General features: G+C 60.2%; 1 protein-coding gene. It reads left to right on the top strand.

The window, feature by feature from the left end; all coding sequences use genetic code 11:
* Nucleotides 1-827: immunoglobulin-like domain-containing protein (locus tag ACF8FB_RS14000; protein WP_392511478.1), on the top strand; the 827-nt coding region annotated here is incomplete at both ends.

The following is an 827-nucleotide window of genomic DNA, read 5'->3' on the forward strand; positions in this document are numbered from 1 at the left end:
GAGCTGGGCGGTGCGGCTTCGGTTCAAGTGACCGATACCACCGACGAAGTGGTGGCCAAGCTGACCGCGACGCCTTCGGTGACCGAAGGTGGTGAGATCACCTACACCATCACCCTGACCAACAAAGATGGTCTGCCGATCAACAACCACAGTGCATTGACCTTCACCCTGAGCGACGGCAAAACCGTCATCACCGTGCCGGCTAATGGCACCGTGGGTACTGCCACTGTCACTGCCCCGGATAACGTCTACGTCGGCAGCAACGACCCTGTCGTGATGTCGATCGCTACCGTTGGCGGTGCGGATGTCGGCAAGTTCGAGCAACTGACACTGGACAAGACCCCGGTCAGCACGTCGGTTACCGACGAGCCAGGTACGCCGGGCAACGAAGGCGACCTGGTCAAGGTCACCATCACGGCCGACCAGACTTCGGTAGCCGAGAACGTCAAACCGACCTTCACTGTTCACGTCAACCAGCCGCTGGCTCACGACCTGGTCGTGACCCTGAGCAACAATGCCCAGGTCACCATCAAGGCCGGTGAAACCAGCGCGCCGTACACCCACGCTGCGCAGGGTGATGACGTCTACAACGATGCTGGCCAGATCAGCCTGGGTATCAACTCGGCGGTGGACGCCACTGGTGCGACCTTCGAGAACCTCGAGCTGGGCGGTGCGGCTTCGGTCCAAGTGACCGACACCACCGACGAAGTAGTGGCCAAGCTGACTGCGACCCCGTCGGTGACCGAAGGCGGTGAGATCACTTACACCATTACCCTGACCAACAAAGACGGTCTGCCGATTAACAACCACAGTGCATTGACCTTCAC

The organism is Pseudomonas sp. yb_2 (assembly GCF_043103905.1).
Classification (GTDB): Bacteria; Pseudomonadota; Gammaproteobacteria; order Pseudomonadales; family Pseudomonadaceae; genus Aquipseudomonas; species Aquipseudomonas alloputida.